General features: G+C 68.4%; 22 protein-coding genes, 1 pseudogene and 1 CRISPR repeat array. Of the genes and pseudogenes, 13 read left to right on the top strand and 10 right to left on the bottom strand.

Annotation, left to right across the window (positions count from 1 at the left end; all coding sequences use genetic code 11):
• The first annotated feature begins 621 nt into the window (after positions 1-621).
• From ACFWPT_RS05495 to ACFWPT_RS05480, 4 genes are all read left to right on the top strand, one after another.
• Positions 622-1,359: a hypothetical protein gene (locus tag ACFWPT_RS05495; protein ID WP_380479737.1), complete on the top strand. Its 738-nt coding sequence runs from the start codon at positions 622-624 to the stop codon at positions 1,357-1,359.
• Positions 1,360-2,128: 769 nt separating this feature from the next.
• Positions 2,129-2,794 (top strand): ParB N-terminal domain-containing protein, encoded by a 666-nt coding sequence (locus ACFWPT_RS05490; RefSeq protein ID WP_380479735.1) that lies wholly within the window; start codon positions 2,129-2,131, stop codon positions 2,792-2,794.
• Positions 2,787-4,199, top strand: a complete 1,413-nt coding sequence (locus ACFWPT_RS05485; protein ID WP_380479733.1) for a ParB N-terminal domain-containing protein — start codon at positions 2,787-2,789, stop codon at positions 4,197-4,199. Before ACFWPT_RS05490 ends, ACFWPT_RS05485 begins: the two co-directional genes overlap by 8 nt.
• Before the next feature lie 68 nt (positions 4,200-4,267).
• Positions 4,268-4,951 (top strand): hypothetical protein, encoded by a 684-nt coding sequence (locus ACFWPT_RS05480; protein ID WP_380479731.1) that lies wholly within the window; start codon positions 4,268-4,270, stop codon positions 4,949-4,951.
• 201 nt (positions 4,952-5,152) lie between these two features.
• Here the strand turns inward: ACFWPT_RS05480 and ACFWPT_RS05475 are convergent, their stop codons facing one another.
• On the bottom strand, positions 5,153-5,758 hold the full coding sequence (locus tag ACFWPT_RS05475) for a hypothetical protein (protein WP_380479729.1): 606 nt from the start codon (positions 5,756-5,758) through the stop codon (positions 5,153-5,155).
• A gap of 307 nt (positions 5,759-6,065) precedes the next feature.
• Positions 6,066-6,703: direct repeats of the CRISPR family, unit length 28 nt; unit sequence GGTCAGCCCCCACGCGCTCGGGCCGCAC.
• A gap of 94 nt (positions 6,704-6,797) precedes the next feature.
• Complete coding sequence (tnpB, locus tag ACFWPT_RS05470) at positions 6,798-8,279, bottom strand: IS607 family element RNA-guided endonuclease TnpB (protein WP_380479727.1); 1,482 nt, start codon at positions 8,277-8,279, stop codon at positions 6,798-6,800.
• A gap of 523 nt (positions 8,280-8,802) precedes the next feature.
• On the opposite strand from tnpB, the gene ACFWPT_RS05465 reads away from it, so the two are divergent.
• The 4 genes from ACFWPT_RS05465 (at position 8,803) to ACFWPT_RS05450 (ending at position 11,927) form a co-directional block, all read left to right on the top strand.
• On the top strand, positions 8,803-9,228 hold the full coding sequence (locus ACFWPT_RS05465; protein WP_380479725.1) for a Ser-Thr-rich GPI-anchored membrane family protein: 426 nt from the start codon (positions 8,803-8,805) through the stop codon (positions 9,226-9,228).
• Between the two features lie 91 nt (positions 9,229-9,319).
• Positions 9,320-9,586, top strand: a complete 267-nt coding sequence (locus ACFWPT_RS05460; protein ID WP_380479723.1) for a hypothetical protein — start codon at positions 9,320-9,322, stop codon at positions 9,584-9,586.
• A 923-nt stretch (positions 9,587-10,509) separates the two neighbouring features.
• Positions 10,510-10,878: a sigma factor-like helix-turn-helix DNA-binding protein gene (locus ACFWPT_RS05455; RefSeq protein WP_380479721.1), complete on the top strand. Its 369-nt coding sequence runs from the start codon at positions 10,510-10,512 to the stop codon at positions 10,876-10,878.
• Positions 10,879-11,105: 227 nt separating this feature from the next.
• Entirely contained in the window at positions 11,106-11,927 is an 822-nt protein-coding gene (locus tag ACFWPT_RS05450; protein ID WP_380479719.1) for an SAM-dependent methyltransferase, read from the top strand.
• An 11-nt stretch (positions 11,928-11,938) separates the two neighbouring features.
• Here the strand turns inward: ACFWPT_RS05450 and ACFWPT_RS05445 are convergent, their stop codons facing one another.
• Together ACFWPT_RS05445 and ACFWPT_RS05440 are read right to left on the bottom strand one after the other, a co-directional pair.
• Complete coding sequence (locus tag ACFWPT_RS05445) at positions 11,939-12,892, bottom strand: helix-turn-helix domain-containing protein (protein WP_380479717.1); 954 nt, start codon at positions 12,890-12,892, stop codon at positions 11,939-11,941.
• Positions 12,893-12,987: 95 nt separating this feature from the next.
• On the bottom strand, positions 12,988-13,224 hold the full coding sequence (locus ACFWPT_RS05440) for a DUF397 domain-containing protein (RefSeq protein WP_380479715.1): 237 nt from the start codon (positions 13,222-13,224) through the stop codon (positions 12,988-12,990).
• Positions 13,225-13,469: 245 nt separating this feature from the next.
• Between ACFWPT_RS05440 and ACFWPT_RS05435 the strand changes: the two genes are divergently transcribed.
• The gene (locus tag ACFWPT_RS05435) at positions 13,470-13,715 is read left to right on the top strand and encodes a hypothetical protein (protein WP_380479713.1); all 246 of its coding nucleotides are present in this window, start codon (positions 13,470-13,472) and stop codon (positions 13,713-13,715) included.
• A gap of 807 nt (positions 13,716-14,522) precedes the next feature.
• Here the strand turns inward: ACFWPT_RS05435 and ACFWPT_RS05430 are convergent.
• Entirely contained in the window at positions 14,523-15,434 is a 912-nt protein-coding gene (locus ACFWPT_RS05430; RefSeq protein WP_380479711.1) for a hypothetical protein, read from the bottom strand.
• 403 nt (positions 15,435-15,837) lie between these two features.
• Here ACFWPT_RS05430 and ACFWPT_RS05425 point away from each other — a divergent pair, with 403 nt between their 5' ends.
• From ACFWPT_RS05425 to ACFWPT_RS05415, 3 genes are all read left to right on the top strand, one after another.
• Positions 15,838-16,383: a hypothetical protein gene (locus ACFWPT_RS05425; protein WP_380479709.1), complete on the top strand. Its 546-nt coding sequence runs from the start codon at positions 15,838-15,840 to the stop codon at positions 16,381-16,383.
• Complete coding sequence (locus ACFWPT_RS05420; RefSeq protein ID WP_380479707.1) at positions 16,380-17,915, top strand: terminase large subunit domain-containing protein; 1,536 nt, start codon at positions 16,380-16,382, stop codon at positions 17,913-17,915. Before ACFWPT_RS05425 ends, ACFWPT_RS05420 begins: the two co-directional genes overlap by 4 nt.
• A gap of 121 nt (positions 17,916-18,036) precedes the next feature.
• Positions 18,037-18,555, top strand: a complete 519-nt coding sequence (locus tag ACFWPT_RS05415; RefSeq protein ID WP_380479705.1) for a hypothetical protein — start codon at positions 18,037-18,039, stop codon at positions 18,553-18,555.
• 486 nt (positions 18,556-19,041) lie between these two features.
• On the opposite strand, the gene ACFWPT_RS05410 is transcribed toward ACFWPT_RS05415, so the two are convergent.
• Together ACFWPT_RS05410 and ACFWPT_RS05405 are read right to left on the bottom strand one after the other, a co-directional pair.
• The gene (locus ACFWPT_RS05410; RefSeq protein WP_380479703.1) at positions 19,042-20,622 is read right to left on the bottom strand and encodes a hypothetical protein; all 1,581 of its coding nucleotides are present in this window, start codon (positions 20,620-20,622) and stop codon (positions 19,042-19,044) included.
• A gap of 344 nt (positions 20,623-20,966) precedes the next feature.
• A complete protein-coding gene (locus ACFWPT_RS05405) occupies positions 20,967-21,104 on the bottom strand; it encodes a hypothetical protein (protein WP_380479701.1) in 138 nt (45 codons plus the stop codon).
• Between the two features lie 142 nt (positions 21,105-21,246).
• Between ACFWPT_RS05405 and ACFWPT_RS05400 the strand changes: the two genes are divergently transcribed.
• Positions 21,247-21,549, top strand: coding sequence for a hypothetical protein (locus tag ACFWPT_RS05400; protein WP_380479699.1), 303 nt, complete (start codon positions 21,247-21,249; stop codon positions 21,547-21,549).
• Between the two features lie 667 nt (positions 21,550-22,216).
• On the opposite strand, the gene ACFWPT_RS05395 is transcribed toward ACFWPT_RS05400, so the two are convergent.
• The 3 genes and pseudogenes from ACFWPT_RS05395 to ACFWPT_RS05385 all read right to left on the bottom strand — a co-directional run.
• Entirely contained in the window at positions 22,217-22,576 is a 360-nt protein-coding gene (locus ACFWPT_RS05395; RefSeq protein ID WP_380479697.1) for a hypothetical protein, read from the bottom strand.
• A 1,213-nt stretch (positions 22,577-23,789) separates the two neighbouring features.
• Positions 23,790-24,185: a hypothetical protein gene (locus ACFWPT_RS05390; RefSeq protein ID WP_380479695.1), complete on the bottom strand. Its 396-nt coding sequence runs from the start codon at positions 24,183-24,185 to the stop codon at positions 23,790-23,792.
• Positions 24,186-24,701: 516 nt separating this feature from the next.
• Positions 24,702-25,652, bottom strand: a pseudogene (locus tag ACFWPT_RS05385) (hypothetical protein); the annotation flags it as partial.

The raw sequence follows: 25,652 nt of genomic DNA, 5'->3' as shown, positions 1-25,652 counted from the left end.
GCGGAGAGTGCTTTTCGAGCGCGCATCTGACTCCCTGATCCCCTACCAGCCTCGGATCGAGGCCATGTAGCCCCCTTTCTACCGACGGGAGGCAGCAGCCAAGCAGCCACAAGTGAGGTTGGCCTGCTCTTCACTACCTACGTCTGAGGACTCATCCTTGACGAGCGCATGCCCGTCATGCCGTCCCGCTCCCGTGGGGGAGGCCTCGACCCACCAGGTAGCGGACCCGCCGGAGGCCGCTCACCCCTCCGGCGATCATCAGGACGGCGCCACGTGGTCCTCTCGTGCGGGGCGCTCAGGCGTACTGGCCGGAGCGCGGTGTCAACAACGCCGCGCCCCCTGCAGCGAGCCAGCCGCTGCCATCTCCTCCGTCGGGTGTACCTGGGTAGCCGTCACGGAGAGGCCGCTGGGCGGGAGCTCTAACCTGTCTCGCGAGAAAGACCTCGCGGAAGGAAGAAAATGGCTCAACTCGCGCTCCCCGGAGCCAGCTGGACACCCCAACGGCGGTGGGCGGCAGCGGGTGCCCTCATCGGTGTCCTGTGGGTGCTTCTCCTCGGCCTGACTCTTGCGGGCCTCTCGTCTCGGGCCTGGTTCGCAGGATTCCTCTGGCCAGTCGTCGTGATGCACTTCTTCGACCTGCTGCCGACATGGGCTCGCCGGAGTGTGGCGTGGGTGCTTGGGCGGCTTCCGCCGGTGGTTTGGCTGCTCTTCGGAGGCTTCCTCGTCTACGAGGTCATCGAGAGCCGCCAGCCGAACGACAACGGCGCCACCGGTGGCGCCATCATGGGCGTCGCCCTCGTCCTCTGGCTGACCGCGCCCCATATGGAGCCCTGGAAGGACTGGCGCGCCTCCATCCGCTGGCGTGTTTTCAGATCGACTGCCTCCCATGCGATCTGTATGAGCCTCTTCGTCATCGGGTTCCTCGGGATGCTCAGGACAACCCCTTCCATTCCCCCGGCGACCCGGCTTGGTCTCATCGTTACGCTGTCCACCGCCGCCATCGCCTTCGCCATCAGGGCCAAGGTCCGGGCTCACAAGATCTGCACAGCGACGGCGAAGATCGCCGAACAGCTCGCGGACGACTGCCGAGACCTCGCGGCCGGAGGCGAACCCGACCTTGATCGCATGCGCCAGCAGTGCCGTGACCTTGACCGGTATCTGGGAGCCCCACTCCCCACAACCTTCAAGATCTTCGGGCTCACGCTCCTGCCCACCCAAGCTCGGAAGGAACTGATCCACGACCTGCTTCTCGGTCCCCTAGAGCACCCCAACCGGCCACCGCAGCGGTGGTCCGAAGCGGCCGACGACCTCGATAGCCTCACCGGCGGCCTCGCCCGATGGGCCGATCCCGTCGTCTAGCCTCGCCGGCCAAGCGCCGGAGCGGTCTTGAAGCCGCTGGGCCGGCACCGAGGGGCCGATGATGCGGGGTGTTCTCACTGCCCGGGGATTCGCGAGCGGCGGCCGTAGCTGGCGAACGACCGGTTCGACAGGCCTTGGTGGCCTCGGACTTGGGGAACGCAGCCCCCCAAGCGTCCGCAATCCGCCGGACCGCCTCGATCGCTCTCACCGCGGCAGGGCCATGCTTCGCCACCGTGTCGAGCAGCGCCCCTAGCTGACCGACCAGCATCCTGGCGATCGTACCGAGACCGGCGATGCTCAAAACCGCCGCGCTCACCCAGCCGAGCGTATGCACGCGGACCCCCATGCTCCTTCGGTCAGAGGCGGGCGGGTCCGGCGCAGGGCAGGCTCGGCTCGACCTCCGATGGACGGTGGTTGAGCCGAGACTCTGCCGACGCCAAGTCTCGGTGGAACAAGTTGAGCAGCGCCACATGGAGCTTTGCTCGTTGTTGCAGGTGGTTTCGATGACGTTGGGATTCGGGAACGCCCCAGGTGCCTTAAGCCGTCGGCTTCCTGGGCGGGTCGTCTCCTCGTCCTCGTCGGAGGAGCGGAGTCGTGCCGTGATCCCGATCTCTGGTTGCCCTCAGAGAGCAATCCCATTGGTCGCCGATTGTTACGACTTGCTCTCTTAGTGTCAAGGCGCGCGTTGGGTCCGCCTGAGGGGTACCTGAGGGTCGTCTAGGCTGTTGCGGCGTAGGGCGCGGGGAATCGGCCTACGAAGGACCAGCTCGTGCCTGCACCGATCGACCGGATCGTCGACTCCCTGCTGCCTCTCGCCGTTCCGATCGGCGACCTCACCCGGTACCACCGCAACCCGCGGCGTGGCGACGTGAACTCCGTTGCCGACTCCCTGTACTGGAACGGCCAGTACAAGCCGATCGTCGTCAACCGGGGTGCTCTCACCGGCCGCCTGAACGAAATTCTCGCCGGCAACCACACTTGGGACGCCGCCGTTCAGCGGGGCTGGGACCAGATCGCGGTCTCCTGGATCGACGTCGATGACGACGCGGCCGCGAAGATCGTGATTGTGGACAACCGCACCTCGGATTTGGCCGGGTACGACACCGAGTTGCTGGCCGACATCCTGGGTGCCCTGCCCGACCTCGACGGGACCGGTTACGACCAGGACGCCGTGGACGACCTCCTCGACGGCATCGAGCTGCCGTCGCAGCTCGCCGCCGAGACGACCGACCGCGAGGGCGACAAGACCGCCGACGAGCATCTGCAGTGGGGCTTCGTGCAGTGGGGCACTACCCGCGTGCAGATCACCAAGGACGAGGTCGAGCGGCTGAACAACATCCACGACGCCTTCTACACGAGCAGGGGTACCGACACCGGTTTCGCGCACTACCTCCTCGACCAGCACGACGCGCAGCAGGAGGCCGTCGATGCCTAAGTTCGTCGAGGCGTACGCGATCGACGGGCTCAAGCCCGCCCCGTACAACCCCCGCCGCCTGTCCGAGGAGGCCTTCGACCGGCTCCAGCGGTCCCTGGCCCTCTTCGGGTGCGTCAAGCCCGTGATCGTCAACGGCAACGGCATCCTCGTCGCCGGCCACCAGCGCACCAAGTCCCTCAAGGCGATCGGCCAGAGCCACGCACCGGCGATTCTCCTCGACGGCCACGTCTCCACCCAGGACGAAGTCCAGTTCAACCTGCTCCACAACTCGATCGAGACCGACGGCTCGAAGGTGCGAGTGCCCGCGTCGGGGCCGGACGCCCACGGCTGGGAGTGGATCCAGCCCGAGGACGTCACCGCCGTATCCCGCTCCAACCCGGCGATCCAGGCCGAGATCCGCCGCCTGGTCACCCGCTACGGCACCTGGGGCTCCGTCGTCGCCGACCACCAGGGCAGGGTCATCCTCAACAACGACTACGCGGTCGTCGCCGCCGACCTCAAACTGCCGCTGCTGTGCTACCGCCTGTCCGTCCAGGAAGCCGACGAACTCGCCGTGTGGCTGGACGGCGACTACGGCGTCTACGACTACACCCAACTCGGCATCCGCGCCTACAACCAGCACTGGTGCCAAATGCACCGCCTCGGCGGAGACGAAGGCGACTCCAACAAGTCCACCACGTACGAGCAGCACGTCCTGCCCGCGCTGCGCCCCGGCCAGCGGGTCATGGACTTCGGCGCCGGAGAACTCGCCTACATCCAGCGGATCAAGTCGCAGGGCTGGGACGCGCACTGGTACGAGCCGCACGTCAAGGCCGCCGGGAAGCAGAACGCGCTCGACGTGGCCGCCACGGTCGCGCACATCCGCGACCTCCAACGGGACATCCCCGCCCAGGGGCTGTACGACGTCGTCGTGCTCGACAGCGTGCTGAACTCCGTCACCTCCCTGGAGTTCGAGAACGCCGTGGTCGCCGCCTGCAGTTCGCTGCTCGCCAAGGACGGCACCTTCTACACCGGGACCAGGTCGCTCGGCTCGGTCGCGCGCAGGGTCGGCGGGAAGAAGGCCCGCAACAACGGCCGGTACAGGCGCAGCGTCGAGTTCCTGGACGACAACGGGTTCACTGCGAGCTTTCGTGCCGGCGTGTGGACGATGCAGAGGTTCCATGATCCTGAGTCGCTTCGGTCGCTGATGGGCCGCTACTTCGACGAGGTGGAGGTGCGTGGCAATCCGAACGGGAGCAACATCTACGCGGTGTGCCGCAAGCCGAGGGCGCTGCCGGAGGAGGAGCGGCGGGCGGCGCTGGAGCTGGAGTTCAACATGGAGTACCCGGGGGAGTACCGGCACAACCGGCACCGGCCGTTGGTGGAGGTGCTGATGCGGGCCTGTCGGGAGCGGGACGGCGGCTAGGACACCACCAATCAAGAGTATAAAATATAAGTGAAAGGGTTTATCAACTAGCAGACAGGATGGTCGAGTTGGCGTCCATCACCATCGAGACGGGACAGCGCCGGTACCGGCACCTGTGGCTCAAGTACGTCACAGGCATCGACCTCAGCCGCCACTGCGCCGTCGCCCTCCACGGCCGCTACAGCCGCCACATCGACGAGACCACCCGCCACGCCACCGTCGAACTCAACGAGTTCCCGCACGCCTTCGCCTGGTACCTGTGCGGCGTCACCACCGGCCCCTACCGCTGGGCCGACAACCCCCACCTCGCCCTCGAATCCGCCGCCCCCGGCCACACCCAAGACCTCGCCGTCCAGGACCTCACCGTCCACCTCGACGGCATCCGACCCATCCCCTTCACCGACGCCGACATCCCCGACGACGACCCCCACGCCGGCGACCCGCTCTTCCGCACCTGCCGCAACTGGCAGTTCGCCCACCACCTCCGCGCCCGTGGTGTCCCCCACGTCCACGGCGACCGGCCCCGCATCACCACCCTGCGGCCCGGCAACGGCCAAGGCGAACTCCTCCCGAAGCCGCCGCGCGCCGAGAAGGCCACCGGCAACGACACCGGCGGCCCCGACACCCGGAATGCCCGGCCAGCCGGCCCGGCCCCGCACCAGCTGCGATTTGGCGCCGCCGAGCAGGACCTCGACAGCCAGGAGCCCGTCGGCCTGATCACGGATCCGCCCGGCCCTCGCCCCACACACTGACGCTGCCCACCCCGGGGCTGCCCGACCGGTAGCCCCGGGGTGCTGTCAGTACCCCGTGGCCCAGCCTGCGGAGGGTGCGCCTTGGCCGTGAGCAGCGGTGGGAGGGTTCCGTCACCCAGGCCTTTCTGCGGGCGGCGGTGCCCCGTGAGAGGCGGAGCCCTGATGAGACCCGGCTCGGGGAACCGGCCTCTGGGTGCGGTGTCAGCTGTAGGGCGAGAAGCGGCCGAAGCGGGACAGTAACCGTCGGGCACCGTCCTCGTTCAGGCCGAGGCCTGCGGCGCTCTGCTCAAGTCCCAAGTCATACTGGGCAATACGAGCTGGCCGCCGTGCGCTCCGCTCGGCAGTCAACTCCAGCATCCGCACGACCCTGAGCGCCACCAGTGGAGATTCCGTCCCCAGTTTGTCGAGCTTGTCCCCGAGGATGCGAATCAGGTCCGTGATGTCATCCGGCATGGCCACGGCCGACATCTCGACCTCGGTGGTGTGCTCGTCCCACTCCTGCTCGCACGCGTACGCCAGTTCGTGAGCCGCGTCGTCGAACTCCTGCGCGCCGTCACCGTTCCAGTCGACCTGGTGCTCCGGGCCGGTCCAGCCGCAGGAGCAGACGGCGCGGAGCGCGTGCGCCCGCGGGGTGAGGCCGTGGCGGCCGTCGTAGACGTTCCACTGAGAGGTGGTATGCCCGCCTCCTTGGTCTGCCATGGGGAAGAAGGCAGGGCGGGGAACGGTGCCGTCGGCCAGGAGTACTCCGACGGCGCCTTTGTGCGAGTCTCCGAACTCGTCCGTCGTCCACGTCTCCCGCTCGCCCATGGCACCCCTCCAGTAATCTGCCTGCCTGAGACGCCCGCTCGGCGAGGCGCCGGCACCGACGATTCCGCAGCGGCCGCCCGTGTGCCACCGAAACCGTGAAACTTCAGCCTCTGGTGAGCGGCCCGGCCAGGAGCCCCCGGGTGCCGCAGCGGACGGGAGCGCGCTGGCGCACCTCGCAGACGCCATGGTCGGATGGGCGGCCCCGGCCCGTCTGCGTCGTGCAGGCCTCGCTCACCCGCGCCGATGACGAGACAGCCGCCCTGCGGGACCGCGCGACGTGCTGAGCGACGGTCTGGTCAAGGCGACTGGTCAGCCCCTACGCGCTCGGGCCGCACCACTACACCCCGGGCCCGGACGCCGAGGGCGACGGTCAGCTCCTACGCGCTCGGGCCGCACGCGAACGCGGCGTCGCGCTCGATCTGCTGGGCCGGTCAGCCCCTACGCGCTCGGGCCGCGCTGCACCCTGCACGCCCGTCACCCGAACCACACCGGTCAGCCCCTACGCGCTCGGGCCGCACGGACAGCTGGCCCGCGGAGCCCTTTTCTCACTCGGTCAGCCCCTACGCGCTCGGGCCGCACGATCGCGATCGCATCTGGCCACGCCCGGATGGCGGTCAGTCCCCACGCGCTCGGGCCGCACCACCTCGGGGACGGCAGGCGCTACAAGGAGATCGGTCAGCCCCCACGCGCTCGGGCCGCACGGCCGGCGGGCAGCTCGGCCAGGGTCGGCTCTTGGTCAGCCCCCACGCGCTCGGGCCGCACGCCACCAGGCCGCCGCCCATCCGCTCGCCCATGGGTCAGCCCCCACGCGCTCGGGCCGCACCGGGACCTCTCGGAGGCGGGCGTGGAGGTGTCGGGTCAGCCCCCACGCGCTCGGGCCGCACTCCGCAGTGATCTGGAAGCTGAGGTCCGCCCGGGGTCAGCCCCCACGCGCTCGGGCCGCACCCTTCGTGAGCTGGGCCTTCGTGTGGGCTTTGCGCATTCTTTGCTCTCTGTGGAGTTGTGGCCCGAGCGTGCTCGGGTGGGGGCTGTCGGGGGATTACCCCCTCCGAGGTGACCCGTCGTCTGGTGGCGGTGGGCCTTCCCGCGTCTGCCTTTCGGCGCGTCCGTGCTCGCCCTCGCGGGCGGGGCTTACCGGACTTCTACGGGCTTTAACGTCCCCCTCTACCAGAGGGACGGCGTGCCGGGCGATGTTGCGGGCCGCGTTGAGGTCGCGGTCGATCGTCAGGCCGCAGGTGGTGCAGCGGTACTCCCGTTCGGCCAGGGACAGCGTGGGTTTGACTGTCCCGCAGGCTGAGCAGGTCTTGCTGGACGGGTGCCAGCGGTCGGCGACCGCGAGGCTGGAGCCGTGCCAGGAAGTCTTGTAGGTGAGTTGCCGGCGGAGTTCGCCGGGGGAAGCGTCGAGAACGGCTCGGTTGAGGCCCGCCTTCTGGCGGACTCGGCGGCCGGGCTTCTCGACGGTGCCCTTCGCCGATGCGCTCATGCCGGTGACGTTGAGGTCTTCGATGGCGATGGTGGCGAAGCGGGTGGCCAGCTGCTTGGTGAGCTGGTGGATTGTGGTGGCGCGGCGTTGGGCGATGCGGTGCTGGATGGCGCCGACGTGGCGGGCGGCCCGGGTGCGGCGGTTGGATCCGCGCTGGGTGCGGGACAGGGTGCGCTGGGCCTTGGCGAGTTGGCGGGTGGCGGCGTTGAGGTGGCGGGGGTTGTCGACGTGGACGCTCGCCGGGTCTGCCGGGTTGAGGGGCTGGGAGAGGGTGGCGAGGTGTGAGATGCCCCAGTCGACGCCGACGGTGCCGCGTTCGGTCTGGGCGCGGGTCGGCTTGTCGGGGATGTCTCGGGTGACCTTGACGAGGACGCTGGCGTACCAGCGGTTTCCGCCGCGGGAGACGGTGACGGACTGGACGACCGCGCTGTCCTTGGCGATGAGGCGGACGAGGCGTTTGGTGGAGTCGTGGATGCGCACCGAGCCGATGCGGGGCATGAGTAGCCGCCGGTAGCCGTCGGGTCGGATCGTCGGCTTCTTCGCATCATGGTGGAGCCGGAAGGAGTCCCGCGCGCGGCCCTTCTTCTTGAATCGGGGGTAGCCGACGGCTCGGCCGGCGCGGCGGCCGGTGAGGGAGTCGAACCAGTTCTTGAACGCGGCGTCGGCGTCGTAGAACGCGGACTGGAAGGCGTAGGTGGACACCTCGTGCCACCACGGGCACGGTAGGAACGGGCCGTGGAAGCCTTCGGGGCGCCCATCGTCGAGACGGGAGTCGCCCTTGACCTGGTTCAGGTGCTTCTTGACCGTGGCCTGGCCTGGGATCCGGACGGTGACTTTCTTCCGGGCGTCGCGCTCGCTTAGCCCGCTCTCGACGAGGCCATCGACCTGGGAGCGCCACTCGCGGTGTGCGGCGATCTTCCGGGCCAGCGCCCAGTTGAAGGCCCACCGGGCGGCACCGGCGTGCCGGTTCAGATCTGCTTCCTGGGCAGGCGTGGGGTCGAGGGTGAACTTGAAGGCCTGCAAAGTCTCCTGCAACAAGGCGCAGTTCACCCCCTCTCCGTAGCTGTCCGGCAACGTGTGGTGAGACCTTCGCGGCCGCCACCGACAACGCGCGGAAAGTTCGCGATTCGACGCTGAAGGCGCTGTGGCAAGGAAGAGTTGACCGTTCGGAGGGACGCGCCAGGGAGGCTGGCGACGCTTTGTCGGTTGCCCCGCCGGAAGGGGGATGCGAACCGCCTGCGTTCGGCGGTCTGCTGCGCTCGGCCTGGGATCGGTGGCCCGTGTCCACCTGCCCGACGCCGGGCGTGATCGTCAGGCCGGGAGGTGGTTTGCGGGGAGGAACGTGACGCGCTGGCTGCGTTCGACGTGCAGCGCCCTCAGATCATCGAGGCGCTGAAGGAGTGGCGGGCTGTCGACGTGCGCCGCCGTGTGGAACTCGGCCAGCCAATACGGCCCCGCTGACAGTGCGCACCTGCGCCCGCCCAAGCTCGATTTGACCGTTTGGATAAGTATTCGCCGGTTTGAGTGACGAGTCATAGCAGGTTGTCGTTGAATGGGGGATATGACCCCTGGCGAGTTTGGTGGCCTGCTGCGCCTCGGCTTGGCGGCCCTTTCCGCGGTTGGCCTGACCGGGCCCTCTCCGACGAACCCTGACCGGCCCTCCGTCACCCTGCCGGCGCCCGATGCGATCGTCGTACGCGGTGACCCCTGCCTGATCGTCTGGGACGGCGGGACGGGCGACCACCGTGTGCTGAAGCTGTTCACCGGCGACGAGACCTCCCTGTTCGCCGTCCAGACCATCAGTGACACCGTCGACGGCGCCTCCGGCCAGTTCGTGTGGCTCGTTCCGTCGGACCTGCGGCCGGGTACGTACGCGCTGGGGCTCGGCTTGGCACCGGATGCTGGGTACAGCGGGATGTTCGAGGTGGTCGCTGGAGGTGGCACTGTTCCTGCTCCTCGCCGGGGACCGCTTGTTCTTGCCGGCTGAGACCGGGCAGGGGCGCCGGCGTCGTGTCGGGGCGGCCCGGACGGCCTACCTCTAGCTGTGAGCCGCGCTGGCCTGGGTGATGCTCGACCTCATGGGATCGATCATCGTCCTGTTCGAGCTGGAGCCGGACGAGGCACTGGGCCCGGACGGGGTCGAGCCGGTCGTGCTGACCGTGCACGCCGCCGGAGCGGACCCCGACGTGCCGGAAGACCCACAGGCCCAGACCCTGTGCGGCCTGGACACCGGGCCGATGGAGCACGCCCACTACCGGCCGACCCGCCCCGGGGAATCCTGGTACCCGCCGCCGCTCGCCGACCGGCGCTGCCTGGACTGCGAGCGCGCGCTGCGTTCCTCGTGACCTGTTCGGGGCCCGTGTGCGCTGCCGGGCGCCAGGTGAGGGCGCTTCCGCTGTCCCGGATACGGCCAGAGGAGCACGGGCTTCGTCACCGTGAGGGGGCGGGCCGGTGGCGTGGGCCGGGCAGCATGTCGAAGGGGGCGGTGATGGGGCTCGCCGAAGCCGCACCCGGTCGAGCCACGGCGCCCGCGATAGGGACACAATCGGAATGCATCGATCCGAAATGACGCAATCGGGCGCGAAAGCGACCGGAATGATTCGGAGCGGGATGCTTCCTGAGCAGATGTAAGTTTTCCTGGACCCTTTCGGAGCCCACGCCCAATCGGAAATTGCGTGTCTGGGCCTCAACTGCCTTGCGGCCCCAAACCGCCGGTAGGTTGATGTTCATGCCGGTCAACCGGCATGACCCCGGGTGTGGTTGCCCCACCACGCCCGGGGCCCCACCAAACCGATCAAGAACGACGAGAATAGGCATGCTCGAACGATTCCGTGGCGGGCGGCAGTGCGATCTGCCGTGCTCCGATTTCCCTCAAGCTACCAGCAATTTCTCTCCGGGCCGGGCCCTGCGCTCGATCGGGGTAATTGACGTCGTCGCGCGTTTAAGCGGCGTACTCGCGGTCCCCCTCCTCGCCTGGGTTGTCCTGGGTGACGGCCCGGTCGCCGCCTCCCGGGTGGCCCTGCTTCTGTGCCTGCTGCGGTGTACCCGGGAGGTGGTGGTCCGGGTCCGGCGCGTGTGGGTGGTCTGAATTCTGAAGGGCGGTCCTTCTCTGTCTGGGGAGGGCCGCCCCGCTTTCGTGGACGGGGTCATTGATGAGCGGCGAGGCGGAGGTATGCGGGCGTATCCATGGACCAGGTCGTCGGGCTGCCCGCTGGTGCCCGGAGGCCGGGCGCGAAGTTCCCGGGCGCGCAGCGGCTTCGAGGGCTTCGTGCAGTTGTACGGGCTGATGTACGGCCGGTATGCGCGGGCTCGCCTGGATGACGCGGAGCTCGGCGCGGAGGCGGTGGCGTGGACTCTCGGCTATGCCGAGGCTGACTGGGATTCGGTGCTGGCCAGCTCAGAGCCGACGGCGGTGTGTTGGTCTCTGCTGCGTGAGGCGGTGACGCGTCGCAGTGTGCCGGGCCGGCGCGGCGGAGACTGGTTGCACACTGTTCTGCCCGCTCCTGCCGCGGATGCGGTCCTTCTGCGCTACCGGCTGGGATTTGAACTGCCGGACGCGGCGCACCTTATGGGGGTCAGCGAGGGCGTCGTCGAGGTTGAGCTGCGTGCGGCGCTTCGCATGCTTGCCCGGACATGACACACAGTCCCGAAGTGCAGTGTTAGAACTCACAGTGCCTCAGATGTGCGCATCTGAGGGTGGGGCGGCGTGCGACCTGCGTGAATTCGCTCCTTGTTCGCCATGGCGCGCTACCGAGTGCTTCGATAGCCCGGCTAGCCTCATGGCGTAGCCGTGTGTGCCTGCCTACGATTGGGCCCCAACTCCCTGGGGAACCCCCTGGGTTGTCCGGCCACGGAAGGGGCGCCGTGGATACTGAGGATGGGCATGCGCATGCCATTAACACCTCGATCCCGAGTGCAGCACGCATGTACGACTGGCTACTGGGCGGAGAGCTCAACTTCGAAGCAGACCGCAAGGCCTGCCAGGACCTCCTGAAGATCGCTCCCAGCAGCCGCGAACTGGCCCTGAACAACAGATGGTTCCTAGAACGCGTCGTCCGTTTCCTCGCCCGCGAACGCGGGATCACCCAGTTCCTCGACCACGGCTCCGGCCTGCCGACCAGGCCCAACGTGCACCAGATCGCGCAGGACATCCACCCGCAGGACGCCCGGGTCGCCTACATAGACATCGACCCGATCGTGATCGCACACGGCCGCACCTCGCTGGACGTGAACAGCGGAACCCGCTTCATCGAGGCCAGCATGACCGACACTGAACGGATCATCGAGCAGGCCTCCAACGGCGGCTTCATCGACTTCAGCCAGCCCGTGGCTGCACTGTATGTCTCGGTGATCCACTGTCTGAAGGACCGAGAGCGGCCCGAGGAGATGATCCGGCGCATGCGGGACCGGCTGGCTCCTGGCAGCTACATGGTCATCTGCCAGCTCGTGAGCGACGACGAGACGGTCCGGGACGAAGTCACCAAGCTGATGAAGCACGGCACGGATGACCAGTGGGGCCGAGTCCGCGAGAAGCTGGATGTGCGACGGTACTTCGACGGTCTGACCGTCCTCGACCCGTACCTGGTGGACGTGACCCACTGGCGGCCGGACAACGAACTCCGCCAGCGCCGTGCGCAGCAGACCCACGAGTGGGTCGAGTTTGGAGGCGTCGCCCGGGTCCCGTGAGGACGGGCCCGTCAGCGGGCAAACCGCTGCCGGGCCTCCTTCATCATCTTCAGGCTCTCGTCGCGGCCGGCGGCCTGGCTCAGCAGCATCGTCATGGTGGTGCTGAGGCGGTCGAACGACGGCGCGCTCTTCTCCTTCGGTTCGTCATCGCCCTTGACGAAGTACTTGCCCTTCTCGCTGGTCTCCAGGTAGATCATGGAAGGCAGCTTCGTTGCAGCCATGCCGAACTCGAGCTGTGTCAGGGAGCTCACTCCGCTGAGGACCTGGTCGCCGTCTAGCGGGATGATGCGGATCTGAACCAGGAGACGTTCCGCGATCTCGATCAGGCGGTCCATCTGCCCAACCATCGTCTCGCGGTCGCCGATGCGCCGGAGCAGCATGCTCTCGTCGAGGATGAAGACGCACTCTGGGAGGTTGTCGAACAACTTCCTCTGCCGGTACAGGCGAAGCCCGACTCGTTCCTCGGCCTCGTCGGGCTCCATCGGCGGCTGGCTCCTGAGCATGACAGCCCGCATGTAGGCCTCGGTCTGCAGAAGGCCGGAGATGAGTTTTGCCTCGTAGGTCCACAGCCTCTCCGCGGCGGGCTCCAGGCCCACCAGCTGGCACATGGACGGAATCGACACCGTCAGGCCCTCCCGTTGCCACTGCGCCGGCTGGTGCGCCAGCGTCGTGAGCATCAGGAGCCACGACTTCTCGCGGGGAAGGATCTCGTAGATGTCGGCGAGGATCTCGACGTCCTTGTGCTGGGGAAGCAAGCGTCCGTGCTCAAGCTTGCACAGCCTCGAAGGGGACATGGCGGCGCGCTTCGCGGCATCGTTCTGCTTCACGCCGAGGTCGAGGCGCAGCGAGAGCAAGGTCGCGCCGAGCAGCACGGCCGCGACGGCGGGGTTCTGTTCCGGGTCTGCCCCCGGGCGGCCCATAGGGGCAAACCCGGAGAATGTTGCAGAAGCGTCAAAAACGGACACGCGGGCCCCAATGGCGAGACAGACCGGATGTTAAACGGTCCCATGGTCCCACAATCGAGGCCCGCGCGTTTACTTCTCGTATTTACGCCTGCTTACTAGGCGGTAATCAGGTGGTCGAATTCCCCGTCCTTCGCGCCGGCCAGCAGCGCCTTCCACTCCCCGGCCGTGAACAGCAGCGCCGGGCCCGTCGTATCGCGGGAGTTCCGGACGGCGATCTCCCCGTCCCCGGTGAGTGCGAGCTCCACGCACTGGCCGTTCGGCTCGCTTGCGCTGCTCTTGATCCAGACCGCGTCGATCGAACCAGCAGGCATGCCGTTCCAGTAGTCCGCCATTGCGACGATCCCCTCTCATGTTCGATTCACCAGGGCCCGAGAAAATACGACCAGGACCCTGGCGGTGCAGGTGGGTGCCTCAGGAAATTTCCCCGAGGAAATTTCCTGAGCGTGAGAATGAAGCGTAGCCACCAGAATTCGAACGCCGGACCCGCCAAACGGGTGAGCGAAATACTGTGGTGATATCACCGCGTGGGTGAAGAGGGGATCGTGGAAGCAGGCCGGGACTGGTCGCGGGGGCTCTGGTGGTCGAGTCCGTGCGCGAAGGCGGCAGTGCGGTGAGGAAGGCGGGCCCGCGCAGGCAGGGGCTGGCCTGTGCGTCGATGCATCGGGCCGAATCGCTGGCACGTCCGACCACCGCAGTCGTGATCGAGCTGGCGGTGCAGCTGGTTGGTGCTCGGCTCGGTGCACTGTGGTTCGACGGGTGCCTGCCGGTGGTGGCCCTCAAGATGTGCGTCTCGCGGTATCGGCAGGCGCTGAGCCCAGGATAGTCAGAGCGCAGCCCCGACCGGACCGAGGGGGGCGATCTTCGCGGCGCCTCGTCCGTACGGTCCTGGTGGCGAAGGCGCGGCGGCCCGGCACCGTGGTGGTGCCGGGCCGCTGGTGGGGCGAGGTGCTGCTACGACTGGCGGTTGCCTGGGCGGCGGCGGTTCACACGACGTCCCTTCGGCGCAGGTGACCGTCGGGCCTGGGCCACGATTCGGACCTCGGCCGCCGGCGGGCGGGCCGCCAGGCCGCGGTGCCGCCGCGCGGCGGCGCGGTGGAGTTCGCCGACCCGTCGCGACGGGTAAAGCGGGCCTGGGGCGGCGGCCCCTGGTGCCGTCTCGGAGTCCGGTGCCGTCGTGAGGCTCGGGAGTGGCTGGCTGGTCCGGTTTCGCTTCTGCGTCAGAGTTTGACGCAGGAGGTCCAGGAGGATGCCGAGGACCGGCACGGCCACCTTCATGGTGTTCACGTTGGACCACAGCGATTCGAGGACGTGGTGCACGTCGTTTCCCCAGGAGTGTTGATCTCCGCCAGGGAGGCGGAGCTGTGTCGGCTCGCCCGGCCCGTAGCCGGCCATGGTGGTGCGCTCGGGGGCGCCCTCTGGCGTCCGGGCCGGTGACGGCTCGGCGCTTCGCGCGTATGGGGGAGTTGCCTCTAACACCCGTTGGCCGACAGTTTCGGCAGGTGGGAGTAGCCGGTCATACTGGGGGTGCTCCTGTTCAGCGAGATGGGCGGTGAGCGGCCGGCTCGCGGAGCCTGAGAAACGACGCGAGCGGCTGGTTGTGATCTGAGGCCGGGGGTGGCGACCCTCGGCCTCAGATCTTGCTGGACCTGAAGCCGGTGTCCGGGTCCGGCCAGACGACCTCGATGGAGAGGCTGGCGCACAGGTCGAGCAGGTCTTGGTACGGCTCGGACGGCAGGATGATGCCCATGGAGGCGGTGCCGCCCTGCCTCCAGCGGTAGTCCATCAGTTGCCCGATGGCGTGACGAACCGCGATGCGCGCAGCTGAGGGCTTCACTTCGTAGATGGTCTGGGTGGTCTCGTCGAACAGGTCGACGAGATCGCTGCCGGATTCGTTCGGCACGGGCAGGGCGAGGCGTGAGGTCGTGTGGCCGCGCGCGTGGAGGTGGGCGATGAACCTCGCCACGAGCTCGGCTTCGTGGTTCCGCATGGGGGCCCGAGTGTCCAGAGCTTCAACCAGGGGGCTGTTTCGCCTGGCTGCCTCCCGCTGGCGTCGAGCGATGGAGCCCGGATCGACGAACGGCACGTTGTCGACGCCGACCGGGCGCAGCCTGAAGTTGATGACGCGACGGGCCTGTCCGTGCCGGTCCACCTCGTCCGAGTAGTAGTAGGGCTCGTCCGGGTCAACCTCGAACTGGCCGATGTAGAGGTAGCGGTGTTCGCCCGTGTCCCTGAGGCGGGTGCCGCGGTCCTGGAAGACGTGGATGCTTCGCCCGTCCTCCTTGTGTCGGAGGAGAGCCCTGTTGCTCTGGGTGAACTGCTGGTCCCCCTTTGCTCCCTCGCCTACGTAGTGGAGGGTGCCGTCCGGAGACAGGCCGAGGGTGGGGCTGCCGGGCTCGGGGAGGCCGATGAAGACCAGGATGTGGTCCCCCTTGGTCGGGGAGATCCCGCCCTGCAGTCGGCCGCCGAACCGGTTGTGGACATGTTGACGGGTCACCGTGAGGCCCGGCTGGATGAATTCATTCATCATCTGCACCTCCTCCATGGTGCGAAGATACGCTCCTCATCAGGCATTTAGGTCAATCTCTGAGCTAAATCTATCTCAAGATCTGCCCTTCCTGAATCTCAGAGGGGGATAGCGCCTGGTGGCACCCGCAGATTCCCAACTGCCGAGCGAGTTCGAAGTGGCGTCGATCACGCTCTGCTGGCCGCCCCGGTTCACCGACGACCCGCCGGATCCGTTCGGCGGGCGCGACCCGGCCTCGGTTGCCGGAGGCCTACGTGGAACGTGATCGCGGATCGGTAAGGTAAGTGAGGAAAGTAAGTAATAAGGGGTCCGCTCGCTGGCCCCGGCACGGTCGCGAGGCGCGCTCGGCACGTGGCCGACGGGGTCCTCGTAGGGGATCATGGGTGGTGGCGCGGGGGCGCACCACGGAGGACCTGCGCCCATGCCCCGCCCCACTCGGGCCCAGCGCGCCGCGATCGTTCAGCGGCGGGCCGACGCCGTCGAGCTGCGCCTTGCCGGCGCCGACCCCCTGACCGTTGGCCGGAAGCTCGCCGCTGATCCGGCTCTGAACTCGGATCGGATCGCCTACCCGTTCGGGTACGGCTACGAGCTGCACTCCAAGGGGCGTCCCGGCCCGGACGACGAGACGCTGGTGCGCTCGGTCAACCGGGACGTGACCCAGGCCCTTGACCATCGTCTCGCCGCCGCGCAGGCCGACATTGAGGAGCTGCGCGCGCTGGAGGACGCCCGCCTCGACCGGCTGTTCCTCGTCGCGTACCGACGGGCGGTGCGCGACGGCGAACTGCAGGCGATCGATCGGGCGCTGCGCATCATGGAGCGCCGGGCTCGCCTGCTGGGCCTGGACCAGCCGGCGCGCACGGAGATCACCGGGCACGACGGCGGCCCGATCGAGGTGGACACCACCGCCGACGAACTGGCGGCGCTGATCGCGATCACCGACCCGGCCGGCAGCGAGGGCCGGGAGTGAGCGCGCAGCAGGACCTGGTCGCGCAGTACCGGCGGCTGCCCGCTGACCGGCGCCGCGAGATCGCCGATCGGGCATCGCCGAAGCTCCGCGTCCAACTCGCCGAGGTGGAGCGGGACATCGCGATGCGGCACTCGCCCGGTTCGCTGGCCGCGCTGCTCACCGAAGGCCGGGAGATGCAGGCCGCCCACCTGGATCTGATCGACCAGGCGTTCCGCAGGATCGCGGCAGGAGAAACGATCCGTCTGCTGCTGACGATGCCGCCCCGGCACGGCAAGAGCCGGCGGGCGGCGCGGTGGGCGCCGCTGTGGTACTTGCTCCAGCGCCCGGACCACCGGGTGATGATCGCCTCCTACTCTTCCGACCTGGCCGATGATCACGGCCGGTGGATCAGGGACGCCATCACCACGTGGGGCGACCAGCTCGGCCTGCACCTCCACCCGGGGTCGAAGGCCGCGAACCGGTTCGACATCTTGTCGAAGGAAGGCGGCCTGTTCGCGGCCGGTGTCGGCGGTGGCCTCACCGGCAAAGGGGCCCATCTCGCGATCATCGACGATCCGATCAAGGACGCCGCGGACGCCCAATCGCCCACCATGAGGCGCCGGTTGTGGGAATGGTGGCAGGCCGTCCTCCTCACCCGCATCGAGCCGGGCGGCAGCGTCATCGTCATCCAGACGAGGTGGGACGAAGATGATCTTGCCGGGCGCATCCTCGCGGGGGAGACCGCCTCCGACTGGACGATCATCGACCTGCCCGCCATCGCGGACAGTCCCGACGACGCGCTCGGCCGGAAGGTCGGAGAGCCGCTGTGGCCCGCCCGCTACGGGCGCAAGGCCCTCGCGGCGATCCGGCGCGCTGTCGGTGAGCGGGTGTGGTGGTCGCTGTTCATGCAGAAGCCCCGCCCCGTCGAGGGCGGGGTGTGGCGGCGGGCGTGGATTGACACGGCCCGGATCACCGCCGTCGAGTTCTCGGGCGTCGAACTGGCCCGGGTGGTTGTTGCGGTCGACCCGTCCGGCGGAGACAGCTCCGTCAACGACGAGACCGGCATCGTCGGCCTCGGGCTCGACTACCAGGACCACCTGTACGTCGTCGCCGACGAGTCCGGCACCCTCGGCGCCAACGACTGGGGTCTCACCGCCTGCCGTCTCGCGCTGTCGCTGAAGGCGGACGCGATCGTGGTCGAGGCGAACTACGGCGGCAACATGGCCCGCCAGATCCTCAGCCAGGCGTGGGATCAGCTTGCCCGGGAAGGGGAGACCCGCGGTCAGCTGATGCCGCTGATCGTCGAGGTCAACGCCAAGGTCGGCAAGAGGCTCAGGGCGGAGCCGGTGGCGCAGCTGTACGAGCAGGGCCGGGTCCACCACGTCGGCCACTACCCGGAGCTGGAAGGGCAGATGGCGACGTGGGTCGCCGGGATGGACAGCCCCGACAGGATGGACTCCGCAGTGCACGGCCTGACCGAGCTGGTCGGCGCCGGGCAGCTCGATGCGCTCGCGCAGGGCCTGGACGACAACCGGCTGTCCGGCCGCCGCTGATCGACCTGGACGTGGATGGGCGCGGGTGTAGCCCTGGGGCTGCAGCCCGCGCCCACCTGGCGTGAGGGTGGTGGCGCAGCGGCCGCGAGGCGGCGCTGCTGGCCGAAGTAGGGTGGCGGGCATGCTGTTCTCGCCGTCCGTACCTCAGGCCGTCACCGACGTGGTCGAGACCCTGCTCGCCGCCCAGACGAGCGGCGACTTCGTGATGGTGGCCGCTGCCTTGCAGTCGCCGGTGCTGCGGGAGCTGGACCGGCAGCAGAAGGGGCTCGGCAACCTCAACCTCGCCTACGTCTTCGCTGTGCTGCTGATCCAGGAGTGCCCGCCAGAGGAGTGCGACGTCCTCGGCGTGCCGGACCTGCGCCGGTTGGTGCGGGCGGCGACCGACGAGACCCTTCACGCCCGCCTGGAGATCGCCGACGAGATCGGGACGCCGTTCGGCATCGCGGACGCCAAGGCCGAGGACGCCCGGTTCTTCGCCGCCGTGCCGCTCGCGCAGGAGTTCGTGCGGCGATGCCGTCTCCAGCCGGAGACCACCGCAGAGTTCGTGCGGCAGGCGTCCCGCCAGCCCGGCGCGATGATCGATGAGGTGTGGGCGGTGCTGTACGAGGCGTGCGCCGCGGTGCGCGGCCACCGCGGTTAGGCGGTCGGGCCGGGCCGCCTCGCGTACTACCGGGTCCAGGGCGTGGGGCCAGTGGTCTGTCGGACGTGATCCACAAGGCTGCAAGCCACTCAAGGAGCCCCTGGCGATTTGAGCGCAGGTCAAGGGACCGCACCAGGTCGGAGGCATCGAGTCTGGGTTGTAGTCGCGGGCCGCCTCACGCAGTGCGTCGACGTGCGACGCCGCGCCGTCGAGCATCTGCTCGACGACGCGGCGTCGCATACCCGGCGTGCTCAGCCAGGTTCCACGAGTTCTTCTTCAGTGCAGCAGTCGGTGAAGAACGCACGAAGTCGCCGAACACCTGCCTTGGTTCGGGCCGGTTGAACAACCGGCCCGAACCATCCGTCAGAGCACGAGGGCCAGCGTCCCAGCCAGCCACGTCCTCGACGGTCACAGACATCACCATGCCACGACCGCCGACCCATCGACCGAGAAGGTTCCAAGATCTGGGACTGCAGTACCAGGGGGTCAGTCGATCATGACGCTATCGAAATCGGCAGTCCTGACGGGCTTGGCTTCGCTTCCAGCCGAAACGGTGACCTTCGTTCCTTTGCAATCCGGACTGTACCAGACGGTCGCCTTATGGTCCGTGGAATTTTTGACCTCTAGCGCCGGGGAGACGAAGTTGTAGCACCTTCCGTGCTCTGGGCGGGAAATTGATTTTTCCTTGGAGGAAAACTCCCCAGTGGAAGATTCCGCCGCGTAGGTGTAGGTGAATTCCCCACTGGCGTACACTTCGGACAGCTTCGAAATGAACGCATAGCGGAAAGGGAGGTCAAGAAGCACCGTACTCTTATCCTCCGCCTTCACCGTGAGGTGTGCATTAGCCTCTTTGCTGGGGACGCACGGAGTCCCGGAGCAGGGGCTTTTTTTGGGGAAAGCGTACTCCAGTACCATAACGGCGGGATTTCCCAGTGAAATGGTCGCGGTCGACTTCAGCATGCAGTCAATGTTCTCCTCTGGGACCGAGACCTCTCCTACCTCATACATGTCCGTTAGGTCTTCACAGGCGGCGCTGGCGGCTTGTCGACCGCCTTGCCAGATCGTGACCGCCTTCGGGCGCCCGGCGCTGCCGAAGGAAAGTTTTCCGTTGAGTGAGTATTTGACCGGCCGCCGTCCGGCGTTGTACTCGGTCCATTTCGAGTCCAGCAGCAGTGTCTGCTTCACAGACCCGGTGGGGGGGATGATGGCGACGACATCCTTTCCGGCGACACGGTGGGTCTCCCATCGGATGTCGGCACCTGATTCGAACAGTTCCTTTTGGGTGCCGGGGGGTTCAGCGATCCAGTCGCGCTCTTTGGCGCACAGGAACCCGATGATCATCTTCGCCACGTAGTAGGCTGCCAGGGCGGTCGCGAGCACAGCTCCCGCCGGCGGGTAGATGAAGGCGACCGCGGTCGCGATGAGGGAGATGACCGCTACCGCTCCGGATTCCACGTCGCGGTCCGCGATGGCCTCGCCGAGCGACCAGACGTCTCCGACAACGGGCACCATGTACACGATCGCCTTGCTGATCGATACCTGGGTAGCCTCGGTCAGTCCGTGGACCGCGTACGTCCCGTTGATCGAATGTCCCGCGACGTCGCCGATTTTATCGGAATATTTACTCAGTTTTTTTACAGCCGGGTTCTTGGTGAACTTCGAGATGGTGGCAACCCCCTTGGCGCCGAGGAGCTGTACGGCGCGGGTCTTCTCCTTTTTGACCGCCTTGAGCTCGGCGACTTCCGCCGGGTTGTTCATGATCTCGTTGTGCAGTTCCCGGGTGAGCTTCTGGGTGTCCGAGAGAAGCTTGTGGGCCTGCTTGTCGGTCATCTTGCAGGCCGCGGTGCCGGCCTTGATGCAGCCCTCCTCGAGGGCCTCCAGCCACTGTTTCTCGCTGAGCTTGGCCCAGCTGTCGAACTGGTCGGCTGTGGGGTTGGCCGGAACCGCGGTAGCGGGCGCGGCCTGCGCCGGCTGCGACACGGTGTCGGCTGATGCGGGCGCGGCTCGTCCGAGCAGCGTGAGCGCCAGCGCGAACGCGAGCGCGACGATAGGGCCAGTTCTCCTCATGTGCGAATACTTACCGCAACATCACATCAGCAGAACGTCACTCAACTGGGCTCTCTGCCCATGCCGTAGATGCTAGGCCGCAGGTCACGAGGCATACGGCGCGGAACAGGGGTCACCCAGCCGGCTGCCTCCCATTACGGCATCGGGGGCAGTCGAGGTCGAGGCAGGCCAGCCCCGGGGCTCGACTGACGGGTGACTCAGCAGGCGCCCTTGCGAGCGAGGACGAGGCCGGTGCCAGCCTCGGGGCGGGTGGCGCACCGGTGATTCCCGGGCCGCTCCACCGCCCGCCGCAGGCACACGGACCAATCCCTCCGCATCCGACCCGACCCGTCCCGTCCCGCCGGTCAGGGCGCGCCAGCTCCCACGCGAGCCTGCTCCAGGATGGCGGCCACCGCCCCGGACAGCCCACTCCGTACGTCCTGGGGCGTGGTGAAACGGCTGTGGTTCATCGCGCCGTGCCGCAGGATCAGCAGCGTGTCCACCGCGCTCTCCGGGTCGGGGTAGTCAGCGGCGGCGTTGATGAACGGGCAGCCGCGGAAACCCGGTGCGCAGAACTGCTCCGCGATCCCCGCGAACAGGGCCTCACATCGGGTGGGCCTCGGACTTCCACGGCTGCGGGGTCAGATGATTCCCGGTGAGTCGCTTCAGTCGCTGACCGGTGAGAACACCACCCTCAAACACCTCTTCCAGCAGCCGCCCCGCGAGCACCGCACCCTTCAGGAGCGACTCGAAGTCGTCCCGCCCTACGACGCCGGGCACCAGGCCGAGGACATCCTCGCCCACGTCGCCGACGACACCGGGATCGCCACGGACGGGCTGCCGGCTGGCCACCGCTACGCGATCTGCGGCGGCATCCGGGCGGTGGACGGCTGGCGGACGCCCGACCGGATCCGCACGGCCAAGCCGCGCCAGGTAGTTCCTCGTTGACATGCGGACCGCCGCAGACGCAACTCCCCAGCAGCCGACCGGACCTGAGAGGTACTCGGCGAGGGGACGAGGGAGATGGCCTGGTGCCGCGGGCCCGGCGGGCACGCCAGAAGGCCACCGGCCACGGCAGAGACAGCGCCTCGCTCCGGGCGGTCGGGCCGGAGCTGGTCAGCGTGGCAGGCCGGGCCGACGGTAGCGGCCACCGCGCGGTCCGGGCGCTCAGGGCTGGGGGCGGCGGCGTAGCGGGCGTGGGCTCCGGCCTACGTGTTCTTGGCCGCGAGTGCCAGGGCGGCGGGCGGGCCGAGGTCGAGGACCGTCACCGCAGGCAGAGCGGCGAGGTGTTCCCTTGCCGGTCCCTCTTATCCCATGTAGAGGGACCGGCAGGGGAGTAGCGGTGAACGAGAGGGCTGGCGGACGCGGCCCTGCCTGTGAGGCTCCGCGCGTGGCGGCGAACGAACCGACTCGGACACGCCTTCAAGATCCTTGGCCGGCATCGCGGGTGTAGCCTCGCCGACCCGCGGGGGCGCCCCGCACCGACTGGCCTTGGGGGGACACTGGCACCGCGATCGGCGCCGTGGCCTCACCGGGCTTTGGTGTCGGGGAGGTTCGCTGCGGCCGCCGGCCCACGCTCACCGGCCAAAGGACGAGACCCCTGTGACTGTGGGGGTCAGATCGTCCTGTTCATGATGATGTCGGGCCCGCCGTCCTGCTTGACTGTGAACTGGCTGACGAACGGCGGTGCCACCAAGGGCAACAGATTGGCGCAACCCAGCGCCTCGCCTGCCGCCGGCGGGGTGGTGATCCTGTTGTCAGTCGTATACAGAGGCCATGCGGCGAAATTCACCGTCTTGCCGACGCCGCCTTCACCCGAAATGGACAGCGGCCCCGAAGCCGTGTAGTTGTTGCCCGGCACATCGCCGCCGACATTCAACTGCACCAGGTAACTGCCCACCGTAGGATAGGTCAGGGTGTAGGTCAGCGTTGTGGGCCCGTTGCCGATGCTGACCGTCCCCACGAACGTGCCCACATAGTCCAGGGGGCTGTCTCCACACGCGTCCGGAGCACCGGCGAACGCCGCAGGTGCGGACGCCACGCCCCCCAGTGCGGCACACATCGCGAGGGCGGCTCCCCCGGCCAGCATACGAATGGGTCTCATTCCAGCTTCTCTCCGTGCGGGTCAACCGCACAAAATCGCGGGGCGCATTTTACGCCCTTTCCGCCACACATGTGTAGCCCGGCCGCAAGGGCCGAAAACGCAGGGTCTCGGAAATCACCCACCTGCACCCACTCGACGACCAGTGGGTGTGGGCTGGACCTGGAACACCATGCACGGCCAAATTCCGGAGGGTGGGTGATTTCCCCGCTCCTTTCCAATATCTACCTGCACAAGATGGACGAGTGCGTCGAGAGGGGTTCGATCCCGGAATACACCTGAGGAGGGGGCAGGCAGCCGAGTTGCGCCTTCGCCGGGTGTGGGCGGCTGTGGGACGCGCCCGCAAGAGTGGCGATCGCACGGCGATGTGGGAACTGCGCAAGCCCGAACTCCCGGACACTCACTTCGCGTTCGGCCTGCCATGTACGTCCGGCATGCGCCTCGGACCGGCCGTGCGTCGCGACGCGGGCCCTGGGCCCGCCCGGCGAGCCGATCTACGCAGAGCCAGCCGACGCGTGGCGGGCGTTGGGCAAGACGGTGCCCGGTCAGCCGGACCCGCTGTGGGACACCCTGGTGGCGGGTGACACGGGACGACGTCCGCAAAGGGCGGACCTCACATCCGACGACGGCGTGACCCGCCGGGCCAGGGGCGCTGGTGCGGTAGCTGGTCGTGCCCAGGACCGGCCACCGTGTGCCGCCCCGGCACTCGGCCGGTGCCGGGCGGGTACAGCGCCCGCCGGGCCTCTGCGTTCTCGTCGGCGAAATGGTCTCTGCTCTGTCCGGGTGGGGTCTCAGGTCGTTGACCGATCGTCGCGTAGCCCCGGGTGGTGATGTGGAGGCGCCGGACGGCGGGGAGGTGCACCCTCAGCCGCGGTCGACGCCATGTCCACGCCGATCCAGGTGCGCCCTGAATCCGGTGAGTCCGGCGTTGTGCTTGACGGTCTGGGCGTCGGTGCTGCCAGGTGCTCGCAGGCGGGCCTCACAACCGGGCTACGCGAAAGCGCCCGGGCCTGGACCCCCGCGTCCTACGCGCCCGGCACCGAGGACGTCGGGGTGCGGCTGACAAGCAAGTCCGCAGAAGACCGGGCTAGCTGCTGATCTTGGTCAGCGTCGATGTCCGGGGGAAGGACGTGGCGGCCCGGAGGTCGACGAAGCCGGGCTGGGTCAGGCTGGTGTCGCAGCCACGGAACGTGCTGGTGTAAGTGGAATTGGTGCGGCTCACGTTGAGGGTCAGCGCCTGCAGGGTCGCGGTGTACGTCCCGGCCACGGAACCGTTGACGGCCAGGGTCAGTGTCCCGTTGCTCTGGAAAACGTACTGATCGTTGAACGAGCCTTGTACGAGTTCGTAGGTCGCCCCGGCATAGTCGGCAGTGGTCGTGCCGCAGAGAATTGGCGCGGCTTCAGCGGTTCCGGCCGTCAGCGAGAGCACAGAAACCGAGCTGACTGTCAGGACAAGGGCCGCAAGGCGCTTACTGACGTCCATGATGAGACTTCCCTTCGGCCGAGATCTTCCGGTGATCCCACGCTGGACCGTTGCCGCGCGGGCCGCCAGCCGTGCTCGGCCAAATGCCCGGCGCCAACGCGCCGACGCACTGCGGTGACCACCACCGGGATCGCGTGGACCACACCAGCGGATCCGCAAGCCGGCGCCCGCGAGCACCCGGACTGCTTCCACGCCCTGCTACCCGGCCAACTCGCCACCGGACACCCGGACCCGCACCGCGGGACCGACACCCTGACGATCCTGCGGCACAGCGCGATGAACCAGAACCGCGTCGCCACCGCCCCGGACCGTGCGCAGCGCGGCCCGGGGCGGTGGCCGACGTGCCCGGGGCGGTTCGGGAGCCGCTGTGCCCTGACCGGCGGGGCGGATGGGGTTGTGTGGTCCGGGTGCGGCGGGTGGTGGTGCGGCCCGGGAATCTGGGGTTCCCGGGCCGTGTGTTCCGTCGGTTTCCGGTGTTCGGGTGTTGGTCCTGTTTCCCGGTGCCGGGTTTCCCGTCTATCTGGTGCTGCTGGTCGGGTGCTTGCGGGTCCTGGAGAAGCGGGTCAGCAGCGCCCCTGCGGCGAGGAGCCAGCCTCCGGCGATACCGGCGTTCTGCACCTGGGAGCCGGCGTGAGCGAGGGCGGGGCCTTGCTCCTGCGGGGGAACGGGCGCGGGGTGGGTGCCGGCGGGGTGTTCGGCGGCCGACGTGTCACCGGGGGCGGTGCCGTCGGGGTGGTTGTCCCACTGGCCGGGGCCGGGGTGGTGGTCGCCCCAGCCGCCGTGGCCACCGGAGTTGTTGCCGTCGCAGCCGCCGTGGTCCTGGTCCTCGCAGGGGGTGCAGGCCACGATGGTCACGGTGTTGCTGGTCGCCGTCACCGGGGTGCCGTCGGGGGTGGTGCCGGTGACGGTCGCGGTGTCGGTGATCTTCCCGGCCTGCACGTCGGCGTCGGCGGTGGAGTAGGTCGCGGTGCAGGTCGTGGACGCGCCCGGGGCCAGGGTGGTCACCGGGCAGGAGACGGCCGGAGTGCCCGGACCGGAGTCCGTCACGGCGATCGAACCGAGCGTCGTGTCACCGGTGTTGGTGACGGTGAAGGTGTAGTGCAGGGCCTGGCCGGCGGCGGAGAACGAGGTCTCCTGGACGGCCTTGACGATCTTCAGCCCGGCGTAGGGCACGGTCACCTTGTTGCTGGTCGAGGTGACGGTCCGGCCTCCGGGAGCGCTCCCGGTCACCTGGGCGGTGTCGACGACCTTGCCCGCGGCGACGTCGGCGTCGGTGGTGACGTAGGTCGCGGTGCAGTTCTCGGAGACGCCCGGCGCGAGCGGGCCGGTGGGGCAGGTGACGGTCGGGGTGCCGGGGCCGTTGTCCACCACGCCGATGTTGGTCAGCGGCTGGGCGCCGGTGTTGGTGACCGTGTACGTGTAGTGGATGGTCTGCCCGGCGGCGGTGTACTGCGCCTCGGCGGCCTT

This window comes from Kitasatospora sp. NPDC058478 (assembly GCF_042720345.1).
In the GTDB taxonomy this organism is placed as follows: Bacteria; Actinomycetota; Actinomycetes; order Streptomycetales; family Streptomycetaceae; genus Kitasatospora.
Note: the sequence above shows the minus strand (reverse complement) of the source record. Positions and strands in the feature narration are given on the sequence as shown.

Bases quoted from the DNA above. Each gene is read 5' to 3' on its own strand.
- ACFWPT_RS05495 (WP_380479737.1), top strand. From the start codon at position 622: ATGCACTTCTTCGACCTGCTGCCGACATGGGCTCGCCGGAGTGTGGCG.
- ACFWPT_RS05485 (WP_380479733.1), top strand. From the start codon at position 2,787: ATGCCTAAGTTCGTCGAGGCGTACGCGATCGACGGGCTCAAGCCCGCC.
- ACFWPT_RS05475 (WP_380479729.1), bottom strand. From the start codon at position 5,758: ATGGGCGAGCGGGAGACGTGGACGACGGACGAGTTCGGAGACTCGCAC.
- ACFWPT_RS05465 (WP_380479725.1), top strand. From the start codon at position 8,803: ATGACCCCTGGCGAGTTTGGTGGCCTGCTGCGCCTCGGCTTGGCGGCC.
- ACFWPT_RS05460 (WP_380479723.1), top strand. From the start codon at position 9,320: ATGGGATCGATCATCGTCCTGTTCGAGCTGGAGCCGGACGAGGCACTG.
- ACFWPT_RS05440 (WP_380479715.1), bottom strand. From the start codon at position 13,224: ATGGCGGACTACTGGAACGGCATGCCTGCTGGTTCGATCGACGCGGTC.
- ACFWPT_RS05430 (WP_380479711.1), bottom strand. From the start codon at position 15,434: ATGGAGGAGGTGCAGATGATGAATGAATTCATCCAGCCGGGCCTCACG.
- ACFWPT_RS05425 (WP_380479709.1), top strand. From the start codon at position 15,838: ATGCCCCGCCCCACTCGGGCCCAGCGCGCCGCGATCGTTCAGCGGCGG.
- ACFWPT_RS05415 (WP_380479705.1), top strand. From the start codon at position 18,037: ATGCTGTTCTCGCCGTCCGTACCTCAGGCCGTCACCGACGTGGTCGAG.
- ACFWPT_RS05410 (WP_380479703.1), bottom strand. From the start codon at position 20,622: ATGAGGAGAACTGGCCCTATCGTCGCGCTCGCGTTCGCGCTGGCGCTC.
- ACFWPT_RS05400 (WP_380479699.1), top strand. From the start codon at position 21,247: ATGATTCCCGGTGAGTCGCTTCAGTCGCTGACCGGTGAGAACACCACC.
- ACFWPT_RS05390 (WP_380479695.1), bottom strand. From the start codon at position 24,185: ATGGACGTCAGTAAGCGCCTTGCGGCCCTTGTCCTGACAGTCAGCTCG.